Origin of the sequence: Actinomyces bowdenii, from assembly GCF_017592395.1 — a bacterium.
GTDB classification, from domain to species: Bacteria; Actinomycetota; Actinomycetes; order Actinomycetales; family Actinomycetaceae; genus Actinomyces; species Actinomyces bowdenii.
On sequence record NZ_JAGFOU010000027.1, the window covers coordinates 18,460 to 40,909 of the forward strand.

Consider the following 22,450-nt stretch of genomic DNA (forward strand, 5'->3'; position numbering starts at 1 on the left):
ACGCTAGCAAATAGATCACAGCGGGGTTACGAGGCTGGCGGGGCAGGTCTGCCCCTTGAGCAGCCCTGTGCCCCTCCCCGTCACGAGGACCGGCATGCCCCCCTGGGCCCCTCCTCCTTCAGGAGGAGGGGCCCAGGGGGGGCGCGGCAGGCGATCGTATCCCTGGTGGGGATCCGCCGGCGCCCGCGCAGCGGGAGCATCGATGGCATGGCACACGCACCGAGCACCCCACTGCGCACGGCGCCCCCGCGCCGGCCCTGCGACCCCGCTGCGCTCCCACCACCCGGGCTCCGGCTGATCGGGGTCAGCAAGTCCTTCGGCCGTCAGCAGGTCCTCGACGGGCTGACCCTGACCGCCCGTCCCGGGCGGGTCTACGGCCTGCTGGGCCTCAACGGCGCCGGCAAGTCCACCGCCTTCAACATCGCCCTGGGCCTGCTTCGCCCCGACGCCGGAGCCGTGGAGATCCAGGGCTCGCCCCTGACCCGCCGGAGCCTGCGCCGGGTGGGGGCCGCCATCAACGGCCCCGCCCTCTTCCCCCAGCTCAGCGCCCACCGCAACCTGCTGGTCCACTGCCGCCTGACCGGCGTCTCCCCCGCGGTCATCGACCCGCTCCTGGAGCGCGTGGGGCTCCAGGGGGCGGGGCGCAAGCGGGCCGGTGCCTTCTCCACCGGGATGAAGGTGCGCCTGTCCCTGGCCATGGCGCTGCTGACCGACCCCCAGGTGCTCATTCTCGACGAGCCCCAGAACGGGCTGGATCCCCGCGGCATCGTCGAGCTGCGCGACCTCATGCGCACCCTGGCGGCCCAGGGCCGCACCCTGGTGGTCTCCAGCCACCAGCTCGGGGAGATCGCCCAGATGTGCGATGACCTGGGCGTGCTGGCCTCAGGTTCGCTGGTCTACGAGGGGCCCCTGGAGTCCTTCGCCGGCACCCACGACCCCCAGGCACTGGAGGCCGCCTTCCTGGCGGCCGTCGGCGCCGGGAGCACGGCGGTGGCCCCATGAGCGCCACGACCCCTGCCCCCGCAGCCTGCCAGGTGGGCATGCCCGGCCTGCTGCGCGCCGAGGCGCTGCGCTCACGGCGGACCTTCACCTGGGGCGTCATCGCGGCCACGGCCGTCTTCGCCCTGCACACCCTCGTGCTGGCCCATGCGACCCTCAGCCGGGGCGTGGTGGAGGACACGACCTGGAACGGCAACGCCCTGCCCTGGATGCACCTCTACCCGGTGGGATTCGCCATCCCCCTGGGCCTGCTGGCCGGGGTGATGGCCCAGTGGCGGGAGGACCGCTGGCGCCAGGGCGGGACCGCCTGGCGGGCCGTGAGCCCCCGCCGCGTCCTGGCCGCCCGCCTGGCGGTGCTCAGCGCCTCGGCCCTGGCCTGCCAGGCGGCTCTCGTGGCCCCCGTGGTGCTTGACGCCCTCATCGCGGGCAACGGCTGGGGGCCCTGGCAGCGCTACCTCTCCTTTGCCCTGGTCATGTGGATCGTCGTCTCCGGTGCCAGCGCCTGGGGCATGGTCGCCTACCGCCTCATCGGGGCCAGCGCGGTCGGCGCGGCCCCCGTCCTGGGCCTCGCGTGGTCCTTCACCGGGGCCGTGCAGGCCGAGCGGGCCGACTGGTGGATGCTGCCCTGGACCTGGTCGGCCCGACCCGTGCTGCCCCTGCTGGGGGTCCACGGCAGCAGCGTCATCCTGGAGCCCGGCTCCCCGGTCTGGCACTACCCGGTCCTGCCCGGGCTCCTGGGCTCGACGGCGCTGGCAGCCGTGGGCGGGATCCTCGCGGTGGCACTGGGCGGCAGGCCCGTGCGCACCTCGACCGTCCCCGGTGGACCGCTCCGGCGCCGTCCCGCTCCCGCCGCTGCCCCGGCCCCCACAGCGGCCCCGACCCGGGCGGTGGGGGTGCCGGCGGGGGCCCGCTCAGTCCTGCGGGCCCTGGGTGCGGCGCTGCCGTGGAGGCTGTGGCTGGCACTGGGCGCCCTGCAGGCCCTCATCATCCTGGTGGCGCGCACCGCCTACTCCCCCCAGGCCGCCCTGGGACTACTGGCGCTGGTGGGGCTGCCGATCTCCTCGGCCGTGGTGGGGATGACCCTGTGGGCATCCGTGCAGGCGCCCTGGCGCATCCTCATCGTGCGCCGCGGCCCCCTGCCCCTCCTCGCCTCCCTCATGGGCCTGGGCGGCGCCCTGCTGGTGCCGGTGCTGCTGTGCGCCTGGATGGCGGCCCAGGCCGGCGGGCCGCTGCTGGCCGGCGGCGTCGAGGCGAGCGCCGGGGGCCTGCGCGCCCTGGCGGTCATGCCCGCGGTCTCCTTCATGATGGTGGCCCTGAGCCTGGCGGTGGCCATGCGCGCCCGGCCCGTGGCCTCCATCGTGGTCAATGCGATCCTGCTGCTCAGCGGCCTGATCATCGGCGGCAATGACGTCCTGGCCGGCAGCGGCCTGTGGGCGGTCTCCCCCTGGGCGTGGATGCGGGTGGCCGGTGCCATTCCCGGCACCTGGGCGGCCGTCGTCGCCCTCAGCGCGATCATCGGCTGCGGGGCCCTGGCGGTGGCCGCCTCCGGGGCGCGGCACGTCGCGGTGCGGGAGGGCGCCTGAGCCCGAGCCGCCCCCGGTCGCCCGGTCACCTGGTGGCGCCGATGGGCGGGTGCGGGCCGGTCTTCGCTAGCCTTGCGCCCATGAAGACCTTCGAGGACCTGTTCGCCGAGCTGGAGCACAAGGCCGCCACCCGCCCCCAGGGGTCGGGCACGGTCGAGGAGCTCGACCGCGGGGTCCATTTCATCGGCAAGAAGCTCGTCGAGGAGGCCGCCGAGGCCTGGATGGCCTGCGAGCACGAGTCCGATGAGGCCGCCTGCGAGGAGATCAGCCAGCTGCTCTACCACGCCCAGGTGATGATGATCGCCAAGGGCTACACCCTCCAGGACGTCTACAGGCACCTCTAAGGGCATGGCCGCCGCCCGGGCCCGCCAGGGCCCGCCGATCACGGCGGCACCGGCCCCGTCCCCCTACTCCGCCCGCGGCGCCGCGCCGCGGGCCCGCCTCCAACAGTCAGGAACCGCCGTGCTGCGTATCGCCGTGCCCAACAAGGGCTCCCTGTCCGACCCCGCCACCACCATGCTCACGGAGGCGGGCTACCGCACGCGCCGCAACGGGCGCGAGCTCGTCCTGGTCGATGAGCCCAACGAGATCGAGCTGTTCTTCCTGCGCCCCCGCGACATCGCCGTCTACGTGGGCCAGGGCACCGTCCACGCGGGCATCACCGGGCGCGACCTGCTCCTGGACTCCGGGGTGGAGGCCGTCGAGCACCTGCCGCTGGGCTTCGCCCGCTCCACCTTCCGCTTCGCCGCCCCCCGGGGCACGGTGGCCTCCGTGGAGCAGATCGAGGGCCTGCGCGTGGCCACCTCCTACGACGTGCTGGTGCGGGGCTACCTGGCGTCGCGGGGCATCAACGCCCAGACCGTCCACCTCGACGGGGCCGTGGAGTCCTCCGTCCACCTGGGTGTGGCCGACCTCATCGCCGACGTCGTCGAGACCGGCACCACGCTGCGGGCCGCCGGCCTGGAGACCTTCGGCGAGCCCATCCTCACCAGCGAGGCGGTGCTCATCACCACCGAGCAGTACCGCGGGGAGCCGGCCCTGGCCACCCTGGTGCGCCGCCTGGAGGGAGTGCTGCGGGCCCGCTCCTATGTGCTGGTGGACTACGACATCCCCATGAACAAGCTGCACGTCGCCGCCGCCCTGACCCCGGGCATCGAGTCGCCCACCGTCTCCCCCCTGCAGAACCCCGACTGGGTGGCCGTGCGGGCCATGGTCCCCCGGGCGGAGATGAACCGCATCATGGACGAGCTCTACGAGGTCGGCGCCCGGGCCATCCTCGTCTCCTCCCTCCTGGCCTGCCGCCTGTAGGGCCGGGAGGGCCCCGGGCCTCGCCCGGCGCTCACTCCCCCGTCAGCGAGACGGCCGTCTCCTGGGCGCTGATCGGCGTGGATCCCAGCAGGCCGTGGCCGGTCAGGAACTCGATCATCGTGGCCACCCGGTCGTGGGAGAGCTGTCCGATGACCGTCTCGCTGCTGGGGCGGATGAGCTCGCCGGTGGCCACCGCCACTTGCCGGGCGTTGGCGGCCTGGGCGTCGTCGACCAGGTCCGGGACGTGGGCCGCGGCGGCCTTGACGGCCGCATCGGGGTCCTTGACGAAGGCGGACATGCCCTCGGTCGAGGCCACGACGGCGTCGGCCAGGTCCTCCCTGCGCTCCTGGAGCACGGTGCGCGAGGTCACCAGGGAGGCGCCGATGAGCGGGATGTCCTCGGCCACGGCGATGGTGCGCACCGGGGTGCCGGACTGCCTGATCTGGACGGCGTCATTGTTGGAGAAGCCGATGATGGCATCGACCTTCCCGCCCACGAGCGCCGCCTGCTGGGTGTAGCCGATCTCCTGGATCGTCAGGTCCTCCTCGGTCAGGCCGGCGCCGTCCATGGCCAGCTGGAGGCCGTACCAGTTCTCCCCCAGCCTGCCGGGCAGGCCCACGGTGCGCCCCGCCAGGTCGGCGGGGGTGGTGATCGGGGAGTCCTGCGGCACGATGATGCACACGGGATAGGCCTGGTAGTAGCCGCCGACGACGACCAGCTCCGAGCCGTTGGAGGCGGCCACCACGGCCTCATCGGCCCCGGCCACCACCAGGTGCTCGGTGCCGGCCTGGAGGGCGTCGAAGAGCCCCTCCTGGGCGCCGTGGTGGCGCAGCTCGACCGAGGGGGCGTACAGGCCCTGGCTCTGGGCCAGGTAGAAGGGGGCGAACTGGATGTTGGGCGTGTAGGTCAGCCCGAGGGTCAGGCCCTCAGACGCGCCCGAGGCGGCGCGGGAGGCGGTGCCCGAGGAGCAGGCCGCCAGCAGGCCGGCGGCCCCCAGGGCCAGGCCCCCGGCCAGGAGGCGGCGCCGGGAGGCCGTGGCAGGGGCGGCGGGGCGGGTGGGGGGCAGCGCGCGAGGGGTGGTGCGGGTCATGTCGGCTCTCCTTGATCGGTGCGATCGATGATGCGGCGGGGGTGGGGCGGGGCCTCAGGTGGCGCGCCGCCCGCGCAGGGCCTGGACGGTGCGGCTGCGCCGCTCCAGGGAGTGCAGGGCCCAGTGGATGGTGGTGGCCAGGGCGCACAGCAGCACGATGGTGGCGAACAGCCCCGTGGTGTCCACGGCGTCGCGCTGGGAGGCCAGGGTCATGCCCAGCCCCGTGCCGCCCATGGTCATCTCACCCACGACGGCCCCGGTGATGGACAGGGTGAAGCCGGTGCGCAGTCCCGCCAGGATGGCGGGCAGGGCCATGGGCAGCTCCATGTGCAGGACCATGGACCACCCGTGGGCCCCGTCGAGCCGGGCGGCGTCGATGATGTCGGTGTCCAGGCCCCGCAGTCCCAGCAGGACGGTGACCGTGATGGGGAAGAACACCATGAAGGCGCACAGCACCACCACGGGGGTGGTGCCATAGCCGATCCACAGCACGAGCAGGGGGGCCACGGCAATGGCGGGCACCGCCTGGCTGGCGGCCACATAGGGCAGGGCGGCGCGCGAGAACAGGGGCAGGTGGTGCAGGGCCCAGGCCAGGGGAAGAGCCAGGACGGCGGCCAGGAGGCAGCCCAGGAGCGCCTCGCGCAGGGTCACCCAGGCGTAGCCCAGCAGGCCGGCCCGGGTGATGGACAGCCACAGCCGCTCGATCACGGGCAGGGGGCCGGGCAGGAAGACCTGGGGCAGGATCCCCGAGGCGGTGACCAGGTGCCAGGAGGCGATGATGAGCAGGCCCAGCGCCAGGGCGGGCCAGGGGCTGCGCCCCTCGGCGCGATCGCGGCGGGGCCGCCTGGCCGAGCCCCGCGGGGCGGGCGCGGGCCGCAGTCCCGTCACGGTGATGGTTGTGCTCACGAGAGCTCCTCCCGGTCCATTCCCGGGAGCGCTCACCCCCGGGCGAGTCCGGGGCCCGCGCCTGGCCCTGATCGGCGCATGCGCGTCACGGGCGCCCACGGGGCCGCGTGCCCACCGGCGTGAGCCGGCGATGCGTCCCGCCCCTGGAGGCACAGGCATGCCCGGGCGCCCCGTGCCTCCTCCCTTCCGGACTCTCACCGTCGGTGCCGGGATTCCACCGGCTCAGCCGGCCACCAGCGGCCCTGCGGGCCGCCCGATGACCGGGTCGCGGACTCTCACCGCCGGTTCGGACTTCCACCGACCCCGGAGCACGTTGCTGGGGGCTAGGGTACAGCGGGAGGGTCGAGTCGCACGCCCACGGGTCTATGGGTGTGGTCACAGGCCCGCCCGGCCCGCTGCCGCACGGCTCGCCGGACCGCCCCCATCACCGCGGCCGACCGGTCGGTGCCGGGTGCTAGTCTCAGCCCCCCATCGGGCCCGTCGATGCCGTCAGGGACACGACGCCCAGCCGCCCGCCTCCCCAGGAGCCGACGATGCCGCGACCCTCCCCCGCCGGCCCCCGCCCGACCGCCCTGCCGGCGGCGCTGCGGGCCGCGCTGCCGGTCACCGCCCTGCTGTCGGTCACCGCCGTGTGGGGCTCGACCTTCATCATCCTCAAGGGGGCCCTGGACCATGTCGGGGCCGCCGACTTCCTGGCGGTGCGCTTCTCCATCGCCGCAGCCGTCATGGTGGGGCTCACGGGCGCGCGCCTCCGCCTCCTGGGGCCCGGCCAGTGGGCGCGGGGCCTGGGCCTGGGGGCCCTGTACGGGACGGCCCAGCTCCTGCAGACCGTGGGCCTGCGAACCACTGACGCCTCGGTCTCGGGCTTCATCACGGGCATGTACGTGGTGCTCACCCCGCTGATCGTGCTGCTCATGGGCGGCGCGCCCCTGGGGCGCCGGGGCCTGCTGGCCAGTGGCACGGCCCTGGCGGGGCTGGCCTGCTTGAGCCTGAGCGGCACCGCGCTGAGCCCGGGGGCGATGATCACCCTGGCCGGCTCGATGGTCTACGCCCTGCACATCGTGGCCCTGGGCCGCGTCGCACGCGGGCAGGAGGCCATGGTCCTGACGGCCACGCAGATGGTGGGCATCGCCCTGGTCTGCGCGGCCGCGGCCCTGCCCGGGGGGATCGGCGTGCCCGCCACGGCCCGGGTGTGGGGGCCGGTGCTCTACATGGCGCTGGCCTCGGGGATCCTCACCATGCTCCTGCAGACCTGGGCCCAGGCGCGCATGAGCCCGACCCGGGCGGCGGTCATCATGACCTGCGAGCCGGTCTTCGCCGCCCTGTTCGCCGTGGCCCTGGGGGATGAGTCGCTGAGCGCCAGGCTCCTGGTGGGCGGGGGCCTCATCCTGGTGGCCATGCTCCTCAGCGAGCTGCCGGGCGCGCGCCCCGGCGGCACCCCGCCCCGAGGCCCGGATCCCGGGGCGGGCGGAGCGAGGATGCCCGCGCCTGGCAGCCGCCCAGCGGGTCAGGCCCTGACGGCGGCCACCGCCCGGTCGAACTCCTCCGAGACGCCCGGGTCGGGCCGGCCCATGAGGGACACCCCGCAGGCTGCCGCGAGGTTGCCCAGGAAGCCGGGCAGGATCTCGTAGAGGTCGAACACGCCTCCCGGGCCGCCCTCCAGGTTGCCCCACAGGGCCACCAGGACCGCGCCGGTGATCATGCCGGCCAGGGCGCCGGTGGCGGTCAGCCGCCTCCAGTAGAGGCACAGCAGCACCGTGGGCCCGAAGGAGGCCCCGAATCCGGCCCAGGCGAAGGCCACCAGGGCCAGGATCGTGTCGCTGGGGGTCCAGGCCATGAGGGCGGCGACGACGGCCACGAGGAAGACCGCTGTGCGCGAGGCGATGACCAGGTGGGCGGAGCCGGGCTCGCTCCTGCGCACCGTGCGGTACAGGTCCTCGATGAGGGCCGAGCTGGTCACCAGCAGCTGGGAGGAGATCGTGGACATGATGGCGGCCAGGATGGCGGCGAGCATGAACCCCGCGACGAGCGGGTGGAAGAGCAGCTGGCCCAGGCTGATGAACACGGCCTCGGGGTTGGCCAGCCTGCCGGCGTCGCGGGCGTAGATGGCCACCCCCACCACGGCGGTGCCGATGGCCCCCAGCACGGCGAAGAGCATCCAGCTGATGCCGATGATGCCGCCCCGGATGGCCTCGCGGGGCGAGCGGATGGCCATGAAGCGCACGATGATGTGGGGCTGCCCGAAGTAGCCCAGGCCCCAGGCCAGTGCCGAGACCACCCCGATGAGCGAGACGCTGGGGCCCACCAGGGCCCAGTAGTCGGCGTCCACCTCGCGCACGGCCCGCACCAGGGGCCCCACCCCGCCCACGTGCATGATGCCGGCCAGCGGCACGGCGATGAGGGCCGCGACCATCATCAGCCCCTGGACCAGGTCGGTCCAGGACACGGCCAGGAAGCCGCCCACCAGGGTGTACATGACGGTGATGGCGGAGACCAGGGTCATGCCCAGACGGTAGTCCATCCCGAAGGAGGACTCGAAGAAGGTGCCCCCGGCCACCATGCCGGAGGAGACGTAGAAGGTGAAGAAGACCAGGATGATGATGCCCGAGGCCCAGCGGATGAGGTGGCGCGGGTCGTGGAGCCGGTTGTCCAGGAAGCTGGGGATGGTGATGGCGTTGCCCGCCACCTCGGTGTAGGTGCGCAGGCGCGGGGCCACCACGAGCCAGTTGACCAGTGCCCCCACGGTCAGGCCGACGGCGATCCAGGCCTCGACCAGTCCCGAGGCGTACAGGGCCCCGGGCAGGCCCATGAGGAGCCACCCGGACATATCCGAGGCCCCGGCGGACAGCGCCGCCACGAAGGGGTTGAGATCGCGCCCCGCGAGCATGTAGTCATCGATGTCGGTGGTGCGCAGGTAGGCCCACAGGCCGATCATGATCATCCCCACGAAGTAGATGATCATCGCGATGGCCTCGAAGGTCGTGTCACTCATGACGGCTCCTTTGCGGTTGATGAGTCAGCGGGCGGGCTCGGGCCCTACCCGTTCAGCGACATGAGGTCCGCCTCCAGGGCGGTCAGATCGGTGCCGGCGCCGACCAGGCCCGCGCGCTCCAGGGCCTCCTCCAGCGGCATGACCAGCAGCTCGAAGTCGGAGCGGATGCGCTCCAGGGCCCCTGGCAGGTAGCGGTCGAGGATCTCGGGGGCGCGCTCGTCCTCCAGCAGCAGCCCGGCCGGCTTGGCCAGGCCCGCGGGCATGCGCGCCCTGAGCCCGGTGAAGGACTCGGCGCGGCCCTCCAGCGGGAAGCCGCCGAGCACACGGCGCAGGAAGCGCACCGAGTCCTCCACCCAGGCGGCCACCTCGCTCATCTCCAGGTCGGCCCGTCCGCGCGCGGTGTGGTCCCGGGCCACGCTCAGGCCGTGGGGGCCCAGGAGGCTGATATGCGTCTCGAAGGGCACGCCCCTGGCGGCCATGGCCTGGAGCAGCCTCAGGGAGTGGCTCACGGGCACCACGGTGTCGGAGAAGGTGGAGAACAGGAAGGTCGGAGGGGTTGAGGAGGTCACGGCCGCGGGGATGTCGGGGATGTCGCGGTCCATGGCGGCGCCGAGACCGGCCAGCGTCACGGGGTAGCCCAGCACCAGGGCATCGGGCCTGGTGGGGCCGAGGGTGCCCAGGGCGGCCGCGAGGTGCCCGCCCGCGGAGAAGCCGACGGCGGCGATCCTGGCCGGGTCGGTGTCCATCTCGGCGGCGCCCTGGCGGATCCACGCCAGGGCCGCCCGGGCGTCGGCCAGCGCCTGGGGGAAGGTGGTGCCCGGACCGGTGGAGTAGCGCAGGACGAAGGCGTTGAGCCCTGCGGCGAGGTAGGCCATCGCCACGGGCTCGGCCTCGCGGTCGGAGGTGAAGGCGTAGCCGCCCCCGGGCAGGATGAGCACCGCCGGGCGCCGGCGCGCCGAGGCCATCTCCTCGCTGGCATCCAGGATGTAGGAGGTCAGGGGCGCCTGGTGGGGCCCGACGCCGGTGGTGGTGACCCTCATGGGAGCTTCCCCCTCTCATCGCGCGGCGCCCCGCCACCGGTGGCCGGGCGCCGACGACAGCGTAAACGACATCGGCATCTCGATCTGGCACATGGTTGCACATCTTCGGATCCGGATCCGGCTGCCGGGCCCGGTTTCCCGGCATGATCCGGTCGCGGCGCGGCCTGAAGATGTGCAGCAGGGGCTCAGGGCCGTTGGAACAGCACGATGGCCGCGGCCCAGCCGGCCTCGTGGGTGACCGAGACCGGCCAGCTCGCGGCCTGCGCGCTGCCGGTCCCCAGGCTGTCCTCAACGGCCTGCGCCACCTGGCCCGACAGCAGCAGTGAGGGCCTGCCCCAGCGGTCGGTGACCATCTCGATCTGCCGCCAGTCCAGGTCCTCGGGAGCGATGAGGGGGCCTCCGGGCTCCCCCATGGCCCGGGCCCGCAGGGCCACCGCCTGGCTCCAGGCCTTGACGAAGGCCTCCTTGGCGGCCCACCGCGCCGCCAGGTGCTCGGCCTCGGCCGAGCCGGTGTCCCGGCAGCGGCGGCGGGACTCGCGCCGCTCCCGGGCGGTGAAGGCCCTCTCGGCGAAGACGGTGCCCGGCACGCCGAGCTGATCGGCCAGCATGGCCGCATCCACCAGGTCCAGGCCGGCCCCCGGGACGCGGGCGCCCGGGGGGATCCCGGGAGGCTCGGGCAGGGCGGGCCGCATCAGGCACCGTCCCGCCCGGGCGCACCGCCGGGGGCGCGCCTCATGGTCACCTCGGGGATGATCCCGTCGTGCAGGCGCCGTGAGCCGGGGACCAGCACGAAGCCGTGGCGGGCGTAGAAGCGCTGGGCGGCAGTGTTGAAGGCCGCCACGCCCAGCTCGATCGGCCGGGTGGCATCGGCCCACTCCAGCACCGCGCGCATGAGGGCAGCGCCCACGCCCTGGGAGCGGGACTGGGCGGTGACGTACATGACCCGCAGATGCTGCTCGCCCGCCGGCGGCTGCTCGGCGATGGCCAGGCCCACCATCTCCTGCCCCCTCTCGGCCACGAGGTGGATCAGACCCGTGCTGGCCCGGGCCTCCTCGATCTGCCCGGCCAGGCGGGCGATGCCCTCAGCGCTCAGGCGGCGGGCCCACCGTGCCTGGGCGTCCTGGGCGCTGATCCCCCCGGGCCGCACATAGGTGTCCATCCAGGAGGCGTGCCACACGCGCGTGACCGGCCCGGCATCCGGGGCCCGCATCGTCCTGATGCTGAGGCTCTCAACTTCACCGACCCTCATGATCCACCTCCGCATCCGCCTGTGGGACCGCCCTGGGCGGCCCTGCTGCCGCTGGTGCGGGGGCGGCCCAGGGCCGCCCCCGCACCAGCACGGGCTCCGGCCTCAGTCCTGCTCCTCGCGCTCCCCGGCGTGGTAGACGCCATCGGCGCCCAGCCTGGCCTCGGGGTCCAGGAGCATGGCGGCCTCGACCTCGTGCGGGTCGCGCAGCTTGGTCTCCTCGCCCAGGCGCCGGCCCTGGACCTGCTCGAAGAGCGGGGCCCGGCCGATCATCCCGGCGCGGCGGCGGCGCGTGCCCGCGGCCAGGCGGGCGTTGGCCGAGGCCAGCCAGGCGTCCACGGCCTCCTGGCCGCCGTCCTGGCGCAGGGCGGCCTCGAAGGCGCCGGGGTGGACCACCGCGATGAGCCCGGAGACGTGCCCGAAGCCCAGCGAGGTCAGCAGGCCCGCGCGCACGGGGCCGGCGCCCGGCACCCGCCCGGAGGCGCCGCCGCGGCCCGCCAGGCGGATGGGCGTGCGCGGCCACACCCAGAAGGCGTCCTTCTCCAGGGGCGCGTCGACGACGTCGAGGGAGGCGTTGCCCGGCGCCACGCCAGTGGCCAGGATCTCGGCCAGGCCGGAGACCTGGAAGACCGCGGCACCGCCCTTGGCGTGGCCGGTGATCGTCTTCTGGGACACGGCCACCAGCGGGTTGCCCTCGGAGCGGCCCAGGGCCCGGGCCAGGCGGGTGTGCAGCTCGGACTCGTTGGGGTCGTTGGCGTTGGTGGAGGTGTCGTGCTTGGAGACCACGGCGATGTCGTCGGCCTCCACGCCCAGGGCCGCCAGGGCCCTGGCCAGGCGCGAGTTGACCCCTCCGCGCCCCGCGCCCAGGGCCCCCAGGCCCGGGGCCGGGATGGAGGTGTGGGCGCCGTCGGCGTAGGAGGACACGAAGCCCACCACGCCGGCCACCGGCAGGCCCAGGCGCGCGGCCACCGAGCCGCGGGCCAGGATGACGGTGCCGCCGCCCTCGGCCTCCACGAATCCGCCGCGGCGGCGGTCGTTGGCCCGGGAGAAGTGCCGGTCGGAGATGCCCTTGGCGCGCATGGCGGCCGCCTCGGCGGTGGCGTTCATGTTGCCGAAGCCCACCACCGACTCGATCGAGATGTCGTCGATGGCACCGGCCACCACCACATCGGCCTTGCCCAGGGCGATCTTGTCCCAGCCCTCCTCGATGGAGACCGCGGCGGTGGCGCAGGCGCTCACCGGCTGGACCATGGAGCCGTAGCCGCCGACATAGGACTGCATGACGTGCGCGGCCACGACATTGGGCAGGGCCTCCTGGAGGATGTCGCTGGGGCGCTCCTCATCCAGCAGGCGCCCGACGAACATCTTGCGCATCGACTCCATGCCGCCGAAGCCCGTGCCCTGCGTGGAGGCCACATCCGAGGGGTGGACGGCGGCCAGCAGCTCGGCGGGGGTGAAGCCCGCCGACAGGAAGGCGTCCACGGCCGTGACCAGGTTCCACGAGGCGATGGTGTCCATGCCCTGGACCATGGAGGCGGGGATGCCCCAACGCTGGGGGTCGAAGTCGCGCGGGAACTGGCCCCCCACGGTGCGCGACAGGGCGGCGCGGCGGGGCACCCGGGCCAGGGAGCCGGCCAGGCGGGTGACCGTCCACTCCCCCGTCTCGGCGTCGGGGGCCACGAGCGTGTGCTCGGGGGCCGAGGCCTCGATGGTGCGGGCGGTGGCCTCGTCGGGCACGCTCAGGGTGATGTCCCGGTCAAGGTAGACGGTGACCTCCTCGTCGGCCACGGGGGCGATGACCCCGTCGTCGACGAACTCGCGGATGCCGCAGCGGGCCACGACCTCATCGCGATAGCGCTCGAAGATGTCGGACTCCTCGACGAACTCGCCCTCGGTGTCGTACCAGCCCGCCTTGGGGCTGTCCTGCCAGGTGAGCAGGCCCATGCCCCAGGCCAGCTCCAGGACGCCGGCCGCGGTGAGCTCGACGTCCTCGCCGCCGCTCATGCCCAGCTCGGCCTCGCGGCGCGTGCGGGCCGAGCCCCAGGTGGAGACCTCGCCGGTGGAGATGAGGCCCACCATGTCGTCCAGGTCGGTGTCCACCCGGCCCCACTGGGGGGCGGTGGGCTGGGTGGGCACCACGGGCGTGGGCAGGGCCTTGACCGTGGCCGGGGCCTCGGGCTCCTCCTGGGGCGCGGGGGCCTGGGCGGCCGCGGTCTCGCGCAGGGCCACCAGGTCCACGCCCTGGCCCAGCCCACCGGTGAGGTCGGCCTCCACGGGGGCCTGGGCGGCCTGGGCCCGCGCCTGGTGGGTGCACAGGGCGATGAGCTCGGAGGCGATCTCCTCGGTGGACCAGGTGCGCACGCCGGCGGCCTCGACGGCGGCCACGAGCGGGTCGTTGCCGCCCATGAGCCCGGTGCCCCGCACCCAGCCGATGCGCGGGTGGGCCAGGGTCACCCGCTGGGCCCAGGCGCGCTCGGAGGACCAGCGGTTGACCACGGCGTCCAGGGCGGACTTGACCTCGCCGTAGGCCCCGTCGCCGCCGAAGGTGCCGCGGTTGGGCGAGCCGGGCAGCACCACGTGCAGGCGGTGGTCGACATGCGTGTCGGTGCCGATGGCGCTCAGGGCGGCGATGGTGCGCTCCACGCTCCACAGCAGCAGGCGGGTCTGGGCCTCGGCCTCGGCCCCGGCGTCGGCCAGCGTTCCGGAGACGCGCGGCGCGGCGAAGGGGAAGAGCAGGGTGGGCACCAGGGCCTCCTTGACCACGGTGGTCGAGCCCCCGGAGGTGACCACCTGGTCGTTGCCGATCCAGGCGGCCAGGGCGTCGACGTCCCGGTAGGAGGACAGGTTGGCCGGCACCATCCACAGCCGGGCCCCGGCGGCCGCGTGCTCGCGGTACAGCGAGGTGGCGAAGGCCAGGCGCTCGTGGGTCAGGCGCGAGCTGGTGGCCACCACGGTGGCGCCGCCGGCCAGCAGCTGCCCGACCACGGCGGCCGCGATGGAGCCGGGGGCCACGCCGGTGACCACGGCGACGTCGTCGGCCCAGCGCACGGTGGCCTCGCCGCTGCGGGCGGTGGCGGTGGCGCGCTCGGCGATGGCCCCCAGCAGCTCGGCGCGCTGGGGCGCGTCCTGGAGCTCGGAGGCGGCCAGCTGGTCGCGCCACCAGGCGGCCTGGTCGGCCACGGCCCGGCCCAGGCCCACGAAGCGCTCGGGCGCCAGCAGGCGCCGGCCCTCCTCCAGATCGGTCTGCCCCGAGCCGAGGCGGGCGATGTCCTCGCGGGCGGTGGCCCAGCGGTCGTCGATGAGGACGGCGCGCTCGGGGGTGAAGGCCGGGGTGACCGAGGACACCCAGCCGCTGCCCAGCTCGGCGTCCAGGGCCGCCAGGGCGGCCCGGGTGCGGGCGTCCTCATCCCCGGCATCGGCCGGGACGGTGACCCTCTCGCTCAGGCCCAGGGCGTCCAGGAGGGTGCGGGCGGTGGTGGCCAGCACGCCCTCCTGCCCGGTGACGGCGGCGGCGAAGGCGTCCAGGGCGGCGGAGTCCACCACGGCGCCACCGGCGCCGCCACCGGCCGAGGGCTTGGCCACGCTCACGCCCTGGGCCGAGGCCACGGCCTGGACGGCGGAGTCGATGAGGGCGTCGACGGCTCCCCCGGAGGTCAGCGGCGCGGAGGAGCCCAGGGAGGCCAGGTCCTCCCCGCGCATGGAGGCGCCCTCGCGGGTGCCCAGGAACATGGCGGCGGTGACGTGGGAGACCCAGCCCGGGCCCAGGGCCCAGGTGCCGGTGACGCGGTCGGCGATGCGCGAGGCGCGCACCCCCGAGGGGCCCAGGATGCGGGCCAGGCCCACCCGGATGGCCTCGGTGAGCACTGGGCCGAAGGCCTTGTAGCCTGGGGCGCCCTTGGCCACGGTGGCCGACAGGGCGGTCATGTCGGCGTCGGCGGCGCCGTCGATGGAGGCCAGCTCCAGCTCGGTGCCCAGGTCCATGAGCAGCTGGTTGCGCCGCGAGGACACGCCGTTGGTGAGGGTCTCGGTGGTGTCGGTGGCGCCGATCTGCTCGGGGCGGATGCGCGAGGCGTGGGCCAGCAGCACCGTCAGGGCGTCGGTGGCGGTGAAGGCGATGTCCTCCACCGGCCCGGCGGCGGGGGCCGCCGGCGCGGCCGGGGCGGCCGCCTCCTGCGGGGCCGGTGCCGGGGCCTCAGCGGCGGCGGGCGCCGGCGCGGCCGGGGCCTCGGCCTCCGCGGGGGCCTCGAACTCCGGCTCGCCCAACTCCACGGCCGGGTCGGTGTCGGTGGCCAGGACCCGGGCCTCGTCGCGGCGGGCGTTGTGCACGGTGACGTGGCGCCCGTGGTGGCGCGGCAGCAGCAGCGTGTTCTTGGCCAGGTTGGCCAGGGTCGGGGAGTTGGCCAGGCCCACCTCCACGACGTGCTCGATGCCCATGCCGCCCTCGGCCGGGGAGGCCAGCAGGATGTCCTGGGTCTCGATCCAGCGCACCGGGGAGGCGAACTGCCAGGCCAGGAGCTCGACCAGGAGCTGGCGGGCCAGCTCGACGGGGTCCTTGGCGCGGTTGTCCCAGTCGGCCAGGATCTGCTCGACCTCCGTGGAGGGCACCACCTGGAGGATGGAGCGGGCGAAGTCCTGGGTCAGGGCGAAGGGCCGGGCCACCAGGTTGGGCACGTAGCGGCCCACGAGGCGCTCGTAGTCCAGGTCGGCGGGCACCAGCTCCAGCAGGCGGCTGCGGAACTCCGGGACGCCGGGGCGCAGCACCTCGGAGTGGAAGGGCACATCGATGCCCGGGACGAGCATGAAGGGGTTCTTCCCGCCGCGGGCCCTGGCCTTGGCGCGGGCGTCGGCGGCCAGGGCGTCCAGGCCCTTGATGGTGCCGGCCACCGCGTACTGCACGCCGGCCAGGTTGTGGTTGACGATCTGGAGGAACTCCCCGCTGCTGGCGGCGATGGAGGCCACGTAGTCCTCGACCTCCTCGGCCCCGATGCCCGCCTGGTTGGGGCGCAGGGCCCCCATGCGGTAGTTCGAGGCGCCCTCGGCGTCGCGGGGCACCAGGGAGTGCATGGTCGACCCGCGCTGGAAGACGATGGAGATGGTGGTCTCCACCGGCATGACGCGGCCGTAGGCGCTCAGGGCCGTGTACTCCCCCAGGGAGTGGCCGGCGAAGGCCGCGCCCTCGACCAGGGCGCCGGCCTCGGCCAGGCGGGCGGTGGTGGCCATCGCCACGGTGGCCAGGGCCACCTGGGTGAACTGGGTGAGGTTGAGCAGGCCCTCGGGGTGGCGGTAGGTCACGCCGCGGGCGGTCATCTCGGTGGGGTTGTCCCGCACGAGGTTGATCACTGAGAAGCCCAGCTCGGAGCGGGTGTGGGCGTCGGCGCGGTCCCAGACCTCACGGGCGGCCCTGGAGGAGGCGCGCTCGTCCAGGCCCATGCCGGCGGCCTGGATGCCCTGGCCGGGGTAGATGTAGGCGGTGGGCTCGGGGGTGGTCACGGCGGTGCCGCGAGAGACGACCTCCCCGCCGATGCGGCACACGACCTCCAGGACGTAGCCGCCCCCCACGACCAGGCCCGTGCGCTCCACGGTCACCTCGACCTCGTCGCCCAGCTCCACCGGGCCGGTCATGACGTAGGTCCAGCCGGCCAGGACGTGGCGCGAGCCGTCGGCGGCGGCGGAGGCCGCCACCTGCTGGGCGGTGGCCGACAGCCACATGCCGTGGACCAGGGGGGCCTCCATCCCCGCCACGCGGGCGGCGTGGTAGGAGGTGTGGATCGGGTTGAAGTCGCCGGTGACGCGGGCGAAGGCGGTCATGTCCGCCGGGGCGGTGACGGTGGTGCGGCGCAGGATGCGGCGGGCCGCCGGGGCGGTGGGCCGGCCGGTGCCCCCGGCCAGCTCGGGGGCCGAGGGCACGGCGCTGCCCGAGGCGCGCCCGCGGATGGCGAAGCGCTCGCGCATGAGCGCCACCAGGGTGCCGTCGGCGGCGTCGGCCAGCTCCAGGCGCACGTCGACCACGCGCCCGGCGCTGGACTCCTCCAGGGCGGCCACCCAGCCGGTGACGGTGATGGTGGGGCTGGCCTGCGCGGCGGCCTGGAGCTGGTGGAGGGTCAGGTGCAGGTCCACGGTGTGGTCCAGGTGGACGGCCCCCAGCAGCCCCTCGATGAGCGGCATGCCGTCCTCGACCACCGAGCCCAGGGCCGCGTAGACCACCGGCCAGCAGGGGCCCAGGAGGGCGTCGGGCACCAGCGGCGCGGCCGACAGGTCGGAGGGCAGCGCATCGGCGGTGACCGAGGCGTGGTCGTGGCCCAGGGTGGGGGCCAGGGTGAAGGATCCGTGGATGGTGCCGAAGGGCTGGGTGGCCTCCCGTCCCAGGGCGTCGGTGGCCCCGGCCACGGCCGGGCGCACCTCGGGCAGGTGCTCGACATGGTCGCCGGTGATGGACACCGCCCCCACGCCCGCGGTGGCCCGCAGCAGGTCGTTCATGGTCTCGCTGATGCGCTCGGGGTCGACCAGCGGCGCGGCCCCGTCCCAGGCGCGCGCCAGGCGCAGGGGGACCACGAGCCGGCGCACGGCATGGATCGAGTCCCCACCGGGCGTGCCGTCCCAGTGCGTGTCCAGGGTGATGTCCAGATCGTAGGCGTCCTCGGCGACGTCGGGCCGCGCCACCACCGTGTAGGCGTCCTCGGACAGGACGGTGGCGGGGTTGACGGTCAGGTGCCCGTTCCACAGCACGTGAGGGGCCACGCGCACCAGCTCGGTGGCGTCGGCCACCGGTGCGACCAGGGAGCCGTCGGCCACGGCCGGGGCTGCGCCCAGGCGCCCGGCGGCCCGGTGCTCCGGGGTGCCGCTGGCCTGGAGGGCCTCGACGGCGGCGGTCTCGAAGCGGCTCAGCAGGTCTCCCACCGGCTCGTTGACGGTGGTGATGCCGGCCACGGCCACGGGGCCGGGGATGATGCGCACCTGGTCGGCGGTGTAGCGCGGGTCCTGGGACTGCCACAGGGAGTCGGTGCCCCACCAGCGCAGGATGTCGGCGTCGAGCACCGGCACGAAGGGCACCGGCTTGGGGTGCTTGCGGCACAGGTCGACGAACCAGGCGGCGTCGGCGGGCTCCACGCGGGTGGTGGCCGCCGAGGGGTAGTGCCGCGCCAGGCGGGCCAGGGCGTCATCGGAGTCGATGACGGCGCCGTGGTCGGCGTAGAGGGTGGGGACCTCGCCGTGGTCGGCCTGGGCCAGCCGCGCCTCGATGCGGCGCATGAGGTCCAGGAAGCGGTCGTACCAGCCCTCGTCGGCCCAGTCGGCCTCGACGGCGCCGCGCCCGGCGTGGGGCGCCACGCACAGCTCGGCGTAGCGGGTGGCCCACTCCAGGTAGGTCATCTCCTCCACGTCGCCGAAGTAGGGCTTGGCGGTCTTGGCCAGCGCCTCGATCATCTCCTCGCGGCGCTCGGCCATGGCGGTGTCGTCCCCGGCCAGCTCCTGGATGAGCCGGGAGGCCGCCGCCGAGGAGTTGTCGATCTCGTAGAGGTCGGCGCGCAGGTGGGACAGGCCCGAGGTCATGCCGCCGATGGACTCCCCCGAGGGCACCCAGCCGCCCTCGACCCCGGAGTCCTCGGGGATGCCGGGGGTGTCGACGAGCAGTTGCTTGACGTCGTCGTTGGTCCTGGCCTCCAGGCAGGTCATGGCGGCGGTGCCCACCATGACGCCGTCCACGGGGGCGGCGGCGGTGCCGTAGGCCAGGGCCCAGCGGCCGGTGAGGTAGTCGGCGGCCTTGGCGGGGGTGCCGATGCCGCCCCCGACCACCAGGACCGCGTTGTCCACGGCGCGGATGGCGTCGTAGGTGGCCAGGAGCATCGTGTTGAGGTCCTCCCAGGAGTGGTGGCCTCCCGCGTGACCGTCCTCGATCTGGATGATGACCGGGGACTCGGGCACGGCGCGGGCGATGGCCAGGACCTGGCGGATCTGGTCGACGGTGCCGGGCTTGAAGGCGATGTAGGGGAAGCCCTCGGCGTGGAGGCGGGCCAGCAGGGCGGTGGCCTCCTCCAGCTCGGGGATGCCCGCGGAGATGACGATGCCGTCCACCGGGGCGCCCCCGGCGCGGGCCTTGGACAGCAGGCGCTGGGTGCCCAGGTGGAGGTTCCACAGGTAGCGGTCCATGAACATGGCGTTGAAGGCGGCGGTGCGCCCCGGCTCCAGGGCCTGCTCCAGGCCCTGGAGGTTCTCGGCCAGGACCGCGGGGGTGGTCTGGCCGCCACCGGCCAGCTCGGCCCAGTAGCCGGCGTTGGCGGCCGCGGCCACGATGGCCGGGTCCACGGTGGTGGGGGTCATGCCCGCCAGCAGGACGGCGCTGCGGCCGGTCAGCCGGGTGAAGGCGGTGTCCAGGGTCAGGCGCCCATCGGGAAGGCGGGTCAGGCGGGGGGCGAAGCGGGAGCGGTCCACCGCGGCCGCCGGGGCGGCCCCCGGCCGGTCGAGGCTGTCGATGTCCTTGGCGGTGCCGGCGGGCACGACGGTGGTGCCGGTGCCGGCCACCACGGCCTCGGTCAGGCGCGCGAGCACGCCGCCGGGGCCCAGGTCCAGCACGGTGCGCACCCGGGCCTGGCCGTCCTGGCCGTCCTGGGCGTCCAGGCCCAGGGCGGAGGTGACCAGTGCGGGCCAGTCGACGGGGTCGATGAGCACCGACTGGGCCAGGCCGCGGGCCAGATCGCCGTCCAGGCCGCAGGCCCGCGCCCAGGCGGCCACGTCCTCGACGGCGGGGGCCAGCAGGGGGGTGTGGAAGGGCACCGAGGTGGCCAGGAACTCGGTGACCGGGGCCAGGACGGCCCCACCGCGGCGCCGCTCCTTGCGGGCCTTGGCGCTGCGGGCGGCGGCGGCCTCCAGGGCGGTGACGACCCGCTCCAGGTCGGCCGGGCGCCCCGAGAGGATGTGGGCCTGGCGGCCGTTGGTCACGCCCACCGAGATCCTCTCCGAGCCGGGGACCCGCTCCAGGACGCCGTCGAGCACGGGGCGGGTCACGCCGCGCACCGAGAGCATCGGCGTGGACTGGCCCACCGTGCCCAGGTCCAGGCGTCGGGTGGCGCGGGTGGCGGCCGCGCCGATGAGCCGGGCGATGGCGTGCACCTGGACGACGGCCTCATCGGCGCTGCCGGTGGCCCCGGCGCCCCGGCCCGCGCTGAGCGCCTCGAGCAGGGCCACCCCCAGCACCCCCTGGGAGTGGCCGACGGCGGCGGCCGGGCAGTGGAGGGTGATGTCGAGGCCCGCCCCCGTCAGGGAGGCCAGGACCGCGTGCTGGGCCATGAGGATCCCGGGAACCGAGACATCGGCGCCGTCGGCGGCGGTGCGGTGGGCCGGGGCGAGCGGGGCGGCCTGGTCGTCCAGGAGCCGCGGGCCGCGCGGGGTGATGGTCAGCAGGTCGGTGGCCACCGGCGCCAGGCACCGGGAGACCGCCTCGTCGACCCCCACCAGGGTGGCGGCCAGGTCGCGGTCCAGGGACACCAGCTCATCGAGGGTGGAGCGCCACGGGGTGGCCTGGCCCCCGAAGGTCGCGGCATAGGCCTGGCCCCTGCTGATGCGCTCGGCGATCGTCTCGGAGGGGCGGGTGCTCTGCGTGGTGGGGTGCACGGTGGTGGAGTCCTTCGTCGTGGGTGCGGAGAAGTGGTGGTGCGGGTCCGGGGACGTGCCCGGAGCGGGGGTCTGGGTCATGGGCTGGGTCCTCACAGGGGCACGTTGTCGTGCTTCTTGGGCGATGCCGGACGGGCGTCGTTCTTGGCGCGCAGGGCGGCCAGGGAGTCGACAATGACGGTGCGGGTGTCCTCGGGGGCGATGACCGCGTCGATCTCGCCGATGGCCACGGCCTTGTCGGGGTTGATGACCGAGTCGGTGTACTGCGCGGTCAGGCGCTCCTGCTCGGCGATCGCGGCCTGCTCCCCCTGCTCGGTGCGGACCCGGGCCAGGTCGCGGCGGTGGATGATGCCCACGGCGCCGGCCGCGCCCAGCACGGCGATCTCCGCCCCGGGCCAGCAGAAGTTGAGGTCGGCCCCGATGGCCTTGGAGCCCATGACGATGTAGGCCCCGCCGTAGGCCTTGCGCAGGACCACGGTCACCAGGGGCACGGTGGCGGTGGCGTAGGCGTTGATGACCTTGGCCCCGCGCCGGATGATGCCCGCGTGCTCCTGCTCGGCCCCGGGGCGGTAGCCGGGCACGTCGACGAAGGTGACCACCGGCAGCCCGAAGGCGTCGCAGAAGCGCACGAAGCGCGCCAGCTTCTCCGAGGCGTCGACATCCAGGGTCCCGGCGTCCACCAGGGGCTGGTTGGCCACGATGCCCACCGGGCGGCCCTCGAAGCAGGCGAAGCCGACCACCACGTTGGCGGCGAAGTCCTCCTGGACCTGGACCAGCTCGCCGTGGTCGACCAGCGCCGAGACGACATCGACCACGTCGTAGGCCTGCCGGGTCGAGGCGGGCACCAGCGAGCCCACCTCGCGCGCGGCCTCGGCGTCGGCCTGGGCCTGGAGCTCGTCGTAGTCGTACCGGGGGGCGCCCCGCTCGGAGGAGGAGGGCAGGTAGGCCAGCAGGGTGCGCACCTGGCCCAGCGCATCGGCCTCGTCCTCGGCCACGTAGTGCACGACGCCGGAGACCGAGCCGTGGATCTGGGCGCCGCCCAGGTCCTCGGCGGTGATGCTCTCCCCCGTGACCGCCCGCACGACGTCGGGGCCGGTGACGAACATGTGGGAGGCCTCGCGGGTGGCGATGACGAAGTCGGTCAGGGCCGGGCTGTAGACGGCGCCGCCCGCGCAGGGGCCCAGGATGACGCTGATCTGCGGCACCAGCCCGGAGGCGGCGCAGGTGCGGTTGAAGATGCGCCCGTACTGGCGCAGCGCCCCCACCCCCTCCTGGATCTTGGCGCCCCCGGAGTCGATGAGGCCGATGACCGGGATGCGCAGGCGCAGGGCGTCGTCGAGCAGGCGGACGATCTTGTCCCCCTCGACGCTGCCCAGGGCGCCGCCGGAGACCGAGAAGTCCTGGGAGTAGACGGCGACCTGGCGGCCGTCGATCTGGCCGAAGCCGGTGACCACGCCCGAGGGCCGGGCCCCGCTGCCCGCGCCCGACCCGTTGTAGCGCCCGATCTCCAGGAAGGTGGACTCATCGAGCAGGGCGGCGATGCGCTCGCGGGCGGTGCGCTTGCCCTTGGCGTGCTGGCGCTCGGCGGCCCGCTCCTCGGCCTCGCGGTCCACCCGGGCCATGCGCTCGCGGAAGGCGGTGGTGGCCGCGGAGTCGGCCATGGTCCCGGCGCCCTGGTCG

Annotated in this window: 12 protein-coding genes, 1 pseudogene and 1 riboswitch; of the genes and pseudogenes, 5 read left to right on the forward strand and 8 right to left on the reverse strand. The window is 74.6% G+C overall.

Translation table 11 applies throughout. The annotated features are described in order from the left end of the window. The first annotated feature begins 207 nt into the window (after positions 1-207). The 4 genes from J5X07_RS10980 to hisG all read left to right on the forward strand — a co-directional run bounded on the left by J5X07_RS10980 (position 208) and on the right by hisG (position 3,890). Complete coding sequence (locus J5X07_RS10980) at positions 208-1,002, forward strand: ABC transporter ATP-binding protein (protein WP_208479832.1); 795 nt, start codon at positions 208-210, stop codon at positions 1,000-1,002. After that, positions 999-2,582, forward strand: coding sequence for an ABC-2 family transporter permease (locus tag J5X07_RS10985; protein WP_208479833.1), 1,584 nt, complete (start codon positions 999-1,001; stop codon positions 2,580-2,582). Before J5X07_RS10980 ends, J5X07_RS10985 begins: the two co-directional genes overlap by 4 nt. Positions 2,583-2,662: 80 nt before the next feature. Beyond that, a complete protein-coding gene (locus tag J5X07_RS10990) occupies positions 2,663-2,926 on the forward strand; it encodes a phosphoribosyl-ATP diphosphatase (RefSeq protein WP_124934328.1) in 264 nt (87 codons plus the stop codon). 118 nt (positions 2,927-3,044) lie between these two features. Then, positions 3,045-3,890, forward strand: coding sequence for an ATP phosphoribosyltransferase (gene hisG / locus J5X07_RS10995; protein WP_124934329.1), 846 nt, complete (start codon positions 3,045-3,047; stop codon positions 3,888-3,890). A 31-nt stretch (positions 3,891-3,921) separates the two neighbouring features. On the opposite strand, the gene J5X07_RS11000 is transcribed toward hisG, so the two are convergent. Both J5X07_RS11000 and J5X07_RS11005 read right to left on the reverse strand, forming a co-directional pair. Beyond that, a complete protein-coding gene (locus J5X07_RS11000) occupies positions 3,922-4,980 on the reverse strand; it encodes an ABC transporter substrate-binding protein (RefSeq protein ID WP_208479834.1) in 1,059 nt (352 codons plus the stop codon). A gap of 54 nt (positions 4,981-5,034) precedes the next feature. Beyond that, a complete protein-coding gene (locus J5X07_RS11005; RefSeq protein ID WP_341769458.1) occupies positions 5,035-5,886 on the reverse strand; it encodes an ABC transporter permease in 852 nt (283 codons plus the stop codon). A gap of 169 nt (positions 5,887-6,055) precedes the next feature. Further along, positions 6,056-6,201, reverse strand: a riboswitch (FMN riboswitch). 218 nt (positions 6,202-6,419) lie between these two features. On the opposite strand from J5X07_RS11005, the pseudogene J5X07_RS11010 reads away from it, so the two are divergent. Next, positions 6,420-7,280: pseudogene (locus tag J5X07_RS11010) on the forward strand (DMT family transporter); the annotation flags it as partial. A 113-nt stretch (positions 7,281-7,393) separates the two neighbouring features. Here J5X07_RS11010 and putP read toward each other — a convergent pair. From putP to J5X07_RS11035, 6 genes are all read right to left on the reverse strand, one after another. Further along, positions 7,394-8,878 carry a sodium/proline symporter PutP gene (gene putP / locus J5X07_RS13110; protein WP_243896765.1) on the reverse strand — a complete coding sequence of 495 codons (1,485 nt, stop codon included), beginning with the start codon at positions 8,876-8,878 and terminating at the stop codon, positions 7,394-7,396. Between the two features lie 44 nt (positions 8,879-8,922). Then, positions 8,923-9,918, reverse strand: coding sequence for an alpha/beta hydrolase (locus J5X07_RS11015; RefSeq protein ID WP_208479837.1), 996 nt, complete (start codon positions 9,916-9,918; stop codon positions 8,923-8,925). 185 nt (positions 9,919-10,103) lie between these two features. Further along, entirely contained in the window at positions 10,104-10,610 is a 507-nt protein-coding gene (locus tag J5X07_RS11020; RefSeq protein ID WP_208479838.1) for a holo-ACP synthase, read from the reverse strand. After that, positions 10,610-11,182 carry a GNAT family N-acetyltransferase gene (locus tag J5X07_RS11025; RefSeq protein WP_341769459.1) on the reverse strand — a complete coding sequence of 191 codons (573 nt, stop codon included), beginning with the start codon at positions 11,180-11,182 and terminating at the stop codon, positions 10,610-10,612. Before J5X07_RS11025 ends, J5X07_RS11020 begins: the two co-directional genes overlap by 1 nt. Positions 11,183-11,269: 87 nt before the next feature. Then, positions 11,270-20,851 (reverse strand): type I polyketide synthase, encoded by a 9,582-nt coding sequence (locus J5X07_RS11030; protein WP_208479840.1) that lies wholly within the window; start codon positions 20,849-20,851, stop codon positions 11,270-11,272. Between the two features lie 11 nt (positions 20,852-20,862). After that, positions 20,863-22,431, reverse strand: a complete 1,569-nt coding sequence (locus J5X07_RS11035; protein ID WP_124934344.1) for an acyl-CoA carboxylase subunit beta — start codon at positions 22,429-22,431, stop codon at positions 20,863-20,865. Positions 22,432-22,450: the final 19 nt, after the last annotated feature.